This window comes from Pantoea agglomerans NBRC 102470 (genome assembly GCF_001598475.1).
Taxonomy (GTDB): Bacteria; Pseudomonadota; Gammaproteobacteria; order Enterobacterales; family Enterobacteriaceae; genus Pantoea; species Pantoea agglomerans.
Genome location: NZ_BCZA01000014.1, coordinates 47,439 through 53,967, shown reverse-complemented (window position 1 = coordinate 53,967; position 6,529 = coordinate 47,439). Strand labels below are relative to the sequence as shown.

Sequence of the window (6,529 nt, the reverse complement as noted above, 5' to 3'; positions counted from 1 at the left end):
TCTTTCTCAGAAGTTTTTCTCCGGCGGCGCAGTCTCCTGTGCCTCTCAACCCGCTTCCCGTTGCCGGTGTTCCGTGTCGATGGAGGCGCATTATAGGGAGTTCGCGCGGGCTGACAAGTGTTTATTACGAAAAGATTATCGTTCGCAGTAATTTTCATCAAATCGCGCTATTTCGCTACGATTTGCCTGGTAACTGTGCAAAATCATTGGCAAAAGTGCTTACCTGCTGCCAGTCCGTGTACTCCACTTCTTTCGTCGAATCTGTCTCACCACCGGTCATGCGCATAATCAACTGGATCATGACGCGATCGAACCAGCGATAGCGCGGATAATAGAGCGCGCCTGCGAACACGGCACAGCAATCAGGCTGCCACGGCGAGTGTGCCAGGAACTTCTGCGTATAGGCATTGGTTTCAGGAGAGCGCTTCTCAGGTTTGCGCGCCGTCAGGTTCACCGAAAAGAAACCGCTGGTACGCTGCTGCAACTCATGAAGGTGTTGTTTAACGAACTTATCGACGACCGGCTGAAAATGGCCATAGCGGATAGATGCGCCAATTAACACGCGATCATACTGTGCCCAGTCAGGCAGAGTGGCATCCTGAATGTTCAGTACATCACACTGCTGCTGCTGACGGATCACATCAGCAATAGAAGAGGCAATCTTCCTGGTTTGTCCGTCGCGAGTGGAATAGAGAATCAGCGCTTTCATGTCAGCATCCTTATTAATTATTCACGCCAGAAAGTAGGCGTAAACAGCACCAGCAAGGTGAATACCTCGAGACGCCCGAATAACATGGTGGAAATAAGAATCCATTTCGCCACGTCATTCATTGAAGTGAAGTTATCAGCTACGACCCCTAAGCCAGGGCCGAGGTTATTGAGCGTCGCGGCAACGGCAGCAAAAGCCGAGAAGTCGTCAACGCCGGTGGCGATGATCGCCAGCATGCTGATCAGGAACACCAGCGCATAAGCCGAGAAGAATCCCCATACGGCTTCAAGGATACGTTCCGGCAGCGCCCGGTTGCCCAGCTTAATGGTGTAGACCGCATTGGGGTGAACCAGACGCTTAAGCTCACGGTTACCCTGCTTGCATAACAGCAGTATGCGAATCACCTTCAGACCACCGCCGGTTGAACCGGCACAGCCGCCGATAAAGGCGGAGCACAACAGCAGTACCGGCAGGAACAATGGCCAGCGTGCGATGCTGTCGGTCGTGAATCCCGCCGTCGTCGCCATGGAGACCACCTGGAAAAAGGCCTGGTTCAGCGTCTGCCAGCCACTTTCATAGACATTATGGAACCAGAGCACCAGGGTACAGATCAACACCAGCGTCAGCTGAACGCCAATAAACATGCGGAACTCAGGGTCGCGCCAGTACACACGCAGATTGCGTCCGCTTAACATGGCAAAGTGCAGGCCGTAGTTACAGCCTGAGATCAGCAGAAACACCGCCACGATGGTATTGATGGTGCCACTGTTAAAATAGCCGATACTGGCATCATGGGTTGAGAAGCCGCCAATGGCGATAGTCGAGAAACTGTGGCCAATAGCATCAAACGCTGGCATTCCCGCCAGCCACAATGCCAGCGCACAGGCTATCGTCAGCAGGACGTAGATCAGCCAGAGTGTTTTAGCCGTCTCGGCGATACGCGGTCGCATTTTATTATCTTTCAGCGGCCCCGGCATTTCAGCGCGATAGAGCTGCATGCCCCCGACGCCCAGAATCGGCAGTATCGCCACGGCTAATACGATGATCCCCATACCGCCCAGCCACTGCAGCATCTGCCGATAGAAGAGAATCGCCTTAGGCAACGAGTCCAGCCCCACCAGCGTGGTGGCACCGGTGGTTGTCAGGCCAGAGAAAGATTCAAAGAACGCATCCGTCACCGAAAGATGCGGCTGTTCGGCAAAGATAAAGGGCATCGCCCCTACGCTGCCCAGCACCGTCCAGAACAGGACCACAATCAGAAACCCTTCCCGCGGTTTGAGTTCGGTTTTCTTTTTGCGATTCGGCCACCACAGCAGCGAGCCGATCACCAGCGCCATCATAAAGGTCTGGCTAAACGCCCGCCCTGCGCCATCGCGATAAATTAAGGCGACCAGGCCGGGCAAAATCATCGTCACTGAAAAGAGGATCACCAGCAGACCGACTATGCGGGTAATGGCGCGAAAGTGCATTCAGCCGTTCCTTTAAATAAAAGAGATGAACATCATGGTGTGAGCGGGATCAGCGATAACGCGCCCCGACTAAAGTCTGACAGATTTTTTTTGAACCCGTCGATCTGTCCGTAAGGTACAGCCAGCGTCAATGCAATACGATCCTGAAACTGGCTGTCGGTCACCTTACCTTCAAAACGCTGTACCAGCCGTTCAATATCACTGAGCTGTGCATAGTCACATTGCAAAGTGAACAGCTTCATCGGTACTTTGCGCTGCCGTGGCAGCTGCTTAAGCCCCTGCTGGACGCCACCACCATACGCTTTCACTAAGCCGCCGGTTCCCAGCATGATGCCACCGTAGTAACGCACCACCACAGCGGTAATCTCGCCAATATCCGCGCCCATCAGTTGCGCCAGCATCGGTTTCCCTGCCGTACCCGAAGGTTCACCATCATCAGAGAAACCGAGTTGCTGAGAATCATTCGGCGCGCCCGCTACCCAGGCCCAGCAGTGATGCCGGGCAGTGGGATGCTCGCTTTTAACCTGCTGGACAAACGCGCGCGCCGCCTCTGCACCCTCGGTGTGCGCCAGTAGCGTAATGAAGCGACTCTTTTTGATTGTCTCCTCACTGCTGCTTACTGGCACAGCGGGAATATCAAAGGCCTCCATCAGGTCAGATGCAGATCGCGGGTCATGTTCTCAACGCGATGCGCATGGATCACCACGTTATCCTCGATACGAATCCCGCCATAAGGCCGAAGCGCATCAATGGCCTGCCAGTTAAAGTGCTGACTGAAACGGCCTTCACGCAGCGGCGTCAGTAACGAGTCAATAATATAGAAGCCCGGCTCAATGGTTAATACCATGCCCGGTTGCAGCACGCGGGTGCAGCGAAGATAAGGATATTGCGCTGGCGCGGCGAGATGGGTGCCCTGCTCATCCTGCATAAAACCGGCAACGTCATGGACCTGCAGACCCAGCGGATGCCCCAGGCCATGTGGCATAAACGGACCGGTCAGATCTTCAGCCACCAGCGCTTCTTCGCTGATTCCCTGAACCAGCTCAAACTTCAGCAACATCTTCGCAATACGCTGATGCATCTGAAGGTGGTAATCGGTGTAGCGTACGCCCGGTTTCAGCGTGGCTATCAGGGCCAGCTCTTCAGTGTTCATCGCCTCAACCATTCTGGCATAGAGCGAACTGCTCTGCGCCGCATAGCTGCGGGTCAAATCAGCGGCATAGCCAAGATACTCGGCACCCGCATCAATCAAAAAGCTATGGCGTTTCACTGGTGGCTGATGATCCAGCCGGGTGTAGTGCAGCACCGCAGCGTGCTCATTCAGCGCAATGATATTGCCGTAAGGTACATCGGTGTCGCGATGACCGGTAGCGGTCAGATACGCCTGATTGATATCGAACTCACTTAAGCCCGCCGAGAACGCCTCTTTCGCCGCGCGATGACCGGCAACCGCCAGCTTCTGCGCCTGGCGCAGACAGGCGAGTTCATAATCAGTTTTGATGCTGCGATGGAAGTGCAGGAAGTCGATTACCGCTTTAGGATTAATATTGCCAGAGGCGATGCCGAGCTGAGATGCACGCGCGTTAACCGGGCCGATATAGGCGACGTTATCACGCTGTGCAGGCAGCAACTGCGCAATCTCATCCGCATTTTTCAGGCCGATAACGTCAACATCCCCGGTCCAGAAGCTATCCGGCAACGGTTCAACGTTATGCCAGTAATCCACCGGAGAGTAGAACCACAGTTTCGGTTTGTTTACCCCATCAATCCAGAGCCAGCAGTTGGGCACCTGCGTCACCGGCACCCAGGCCTTGAACTGCGGATTCACCTTAAACGGATAAGTGTGATCATCCAGAAACACCGTCAACAACTCACCGGAATGGATCAACATCGCATCCAGTTTATTGCGTGCCAGCACCTGCTGCGCCCGTTGTTGCAACGTGGCGATGTGCGCGTGATACAAGGTCTTCAGTGAATCCATGGACGTCTCTCCAGTGTCGCGAAATGGCCGCAGTTTAGCATACCCCTTGCGCAGATGCCGAAGTCGGCGCAGCTGTGATCTTGTTAGCAAATAAGCAAAGACCAGTTTGCAAAAAATTAACATCGCTCCCACACTCACGATCATCTGGTATGACCAGATCACCTTTCGCGGTTTCAGGAGACGCACATGCTCTACCAAGGCGCTAACCTTACTCTTCACTGGCTGGACGATGGCATCGCCGAGCTGGTTTTTGACGCTACGGGCTCGGTCAACAAGCTCGATACGCAAACTGTCGCCAGCCTGGGCGAGGCAATAGCTGTGCTGGAGCAGCAGCCAGAACTGCGCGGCCTGCTGCTGAGCTCCGCTAAACCTGCCTTTATTGTAGGGGCAGATATCACCGAGTTCCTTTCACTGTTTGATGCACCCACCGAAAAACTGAGCCAGTGGCTGAGTTACGCCAACAGCATCTTCAATCGTCTGGAAGATTTGCCGGTACCGACTCTGGCCGCCATTGACGGCTATGCACTGGGCGGCGGATGTGAATGCGTACTGGCAACCGATCTGCGTATCGCTACTGCGGACGCCCGTATTGGCCTGCCGGAAACCAAACTCGGCATCATGCCGGGATTTGGCGGCAGCGTGCGATTGCCGCGCCTGCTGGGCGCCGACAGTGCGCTGGAAATTATTGCGGCGGGAAAAGATGTCGATGGCAATGCCGCTCTTAAACTCGGTCTGGTCGATGCCGTGGTGTCTCGCGAGAAACTGCGTGAGGCGGGAATCACCATGCTTAAGGCCGCTGCCACTGATGGCAGCTGGCGCGCCCGCCGGGCCCCTAAGCTGGCTCCGCTGAAACTCAGCCCGATTGAAGCGGCCATGAGCTTCACTATCGCGAAAGCCATGGTGCTGCAAACCGCAGGCAAGCATTATCCCGCTCCGCTGATGGCGGTAAAAACCATTGAAGCTGCAGCCAGCCTTGGCCGCGATGACGCGCTGAAGCTTGAAACCGCAGCGTTTGTGCCGCTGGCCCAGTCTGATGAAGCACGCGCGCTGGTCGGCATCTTCCTCAACGACCAGTACGTGAAAGGTCTGGCGAAAAAGCGCGGCAGCGAAAGCGGCGCACCCGCTCAGGCAGCGGTACTGGGCGCAGGCATCATGGGTGGCGGCATCAGCTACCAGTCTGCGTGGAAAGGCGTGCCGGTCAGAATGAAAGATATCAATCCACAGGCGTTAACGCTGGGGATGAACGAAGCCAGCAAGCTGCTCAATAAGCTGCTGGAACGCGGCAAAATCGACGGCAACAAACTCGCCAGTGTGATCGCCACTATCCAGCCCACGCTGGATTACGCCGGTTTTGAACAGGCTGATGTGGTGGTTGAAGCGGTGGTAGAGAACCCGCTGATCAAGGCAAAAGTGCTGGCGGAAACCGAACAGCATCTGCGTGAGGATGCGATTCTGGCCTCCAATACCTCGACCATTCCCATCAGCCAGCTGGCGCAGGCGTTGCAGCGTCCGGAAAACTTCTGCGGCATGCACTTCTTCAATCCGGTACCGCGTATGCCGCTGGTAGAGGTGGTTCGTGGCGAGAAAACCAGTGAAGCGACCCTGAGCAAAGTGGTGGCCTGGGCCAGCAAAATGGGCAAAACCCCGATCGTAGTGAATGACTGTCCGGGCTTCTTTGTTAACCGGGTGCTGTTCCCCTACTTCGCCGCTTTCAGCCTGCTGCTGCGCGACGGCGCCGATTTCCGTCAGATTGATAAAGTGATGGAAAAACAGTTTGGCTGGCCGATGGGCCCCTCATGGCTGCTGGATGTGGTCGGCATCGATACCGCGCACCACGCGCAAAGCGTCATGGCTGACGGTTTCCCGGATCGTATGAAGCATGACTATCGTGATGCGATCGATCTGCTGTTTGATGCCGGTCGTTTTGGCCAGAAAAATGGCAAAGGCTTCTGGCGCTGGGAAGAAGATAAAAAGGGCAAGCTGACAAAAGTGGCTGATACCGAAGTGGATACGCTGCTGGAGCAGGTCTGCCAGCCTAAGCGGGTCTTCAGCGACGAAGAGATCCTGAATCGCATGATGCTGCCAATGCTGAATGAAGTAGTGCGCTGCCTGGAAGAGAAGATTATTGCCTCGCCAGCGGAAGCGGATATGGCGCTGGTCTATGGTCTCGGCTTCCCGCCTTTCCGTGGCGGCGCTTTCCGCTATCTCGATACCCTGGGCAACAGCAATGTGGTGGATCAGGCCCGGCGTTATAGCGCGCTCGGTGGCTTATATGCCCTGCCTGCGCTGCTGGTGCAGAAAGCCCATCAGCATGAAAGCTGGTATCCCGCCGCCAAACCGATTGATGAAGCCGCGCTGAAAAGCGCCTGA

General features: G+C 55.5%; 5 protein-coding genes. 1 reads left to right on the top strand and 4 read right to left on the bottom strand.

Features of this window, described 5'->3' with window-relative positions; translation table 11 throughout:
- Window positions 1-175: 175 nt before the first annotated feature.
- From hemG to pepQ, 4 genes are read right to left on the bottom strand one after another with little or no spacing between them, the layout of a single operon-like run.
- Window positions 176-709, bottom strand: a complete 534-nt coding sequence (gene hemG / locus PAG01S_RS20500; protein WP_022624877.1) for a menaquinone-dependent protoporphyrinogen IX dehydrogenase — start codon at window positions 707-709, stop codon at window positions 176-178.
- Window positions 710-726: 17 nt separating this feature from the next.
- Window positions 727-2,178, bottom strand: a complete 1,452-nt coding sequence (trkH, locus tag PAG01S_RS20495; RefSeq protein ID WP_010257200.1) for a Trk system potassium transporter TrkH — start codon at window positions 2,176-2,178, stop codon at window positions 727-729.
- A 32-nt stretch (window positions 2,179-2,210) separates the two neighbouring features.
- Window positions 2,211-2,828, bottom strand: coding sequence for an IMPACT family protein (locus tag PAG01S_RS20490; protein ID WP_010257205.1), 618 nt, complete (start codon window positions 2,826-2,828; stop codon window positions 2,211-2,213).
- Window positions 2,828-4,159, bottom strand: a complete 1,332-nt coding sequence (pepQ, locus tag PAG01S_RS20485) for a Xaa-Pro dipeptidase (RefSeq protein WP_062759646.1) — start codon at window positions 4,157-4,159, stop codon at window positions 2,828-2,830. The genes PAG01S_RS20490 and pepQ overlap by 1 nt, the downstream gene beginning before the upstream one ends.
- Before the next feature lie 186 nt (window positions 4,160-4,345).
- Between pepQ and fadB the strand changes: the two genes are divergently transcribed.
- Complete coding sequence (gene fadB / locus PAG01S_RS20480) at window positions 4,346-6,529, top strand: fatty acid oxidation complex subunit alpha FadB (protein ID WP_033767553.1); 2,184 nt, start codon at window positions 4,346-4,348, stop codon at window positions 6,527-6,529.

Bases quoted from the DNA above. Each gene is read 5' to 3' on its own strand.
- hemG (WP_022624877.1), bottom strand. From the start codon at position 709: ATGAAAGCGCTGATTCTCTATTCCACTCGCGACGGACAAACCAGGAAG.
- trkH (WP_010257200.1), bottom strand. From the start codon at position 2,178: ATGCACTTTCGCGCCATTACCCGCATAGTCGGTCTGCTGGTGATCCTC.
- PAG01S_RS20490 (WP_010257205.1), bottom strand. From the start codon at position 2,828: ATGGAGGCCTTTGATATTCCCGCTGTGCCAGTAAGCAGCAGTGAGGAG.
- pepQ (WP_062759646.1), bottom strand. From the start codon at position 4,159: ATGGATTCACTGAAGACCTTGTATCACGCGCACATCGCCACGTTGCAA.
- fadB (WP_033767553.1), top strand. From the start codon at position 4,346: ATGCTCTACCAAGGCGCTAACCTTACTCTTCACTGGCTGGACGATGGC.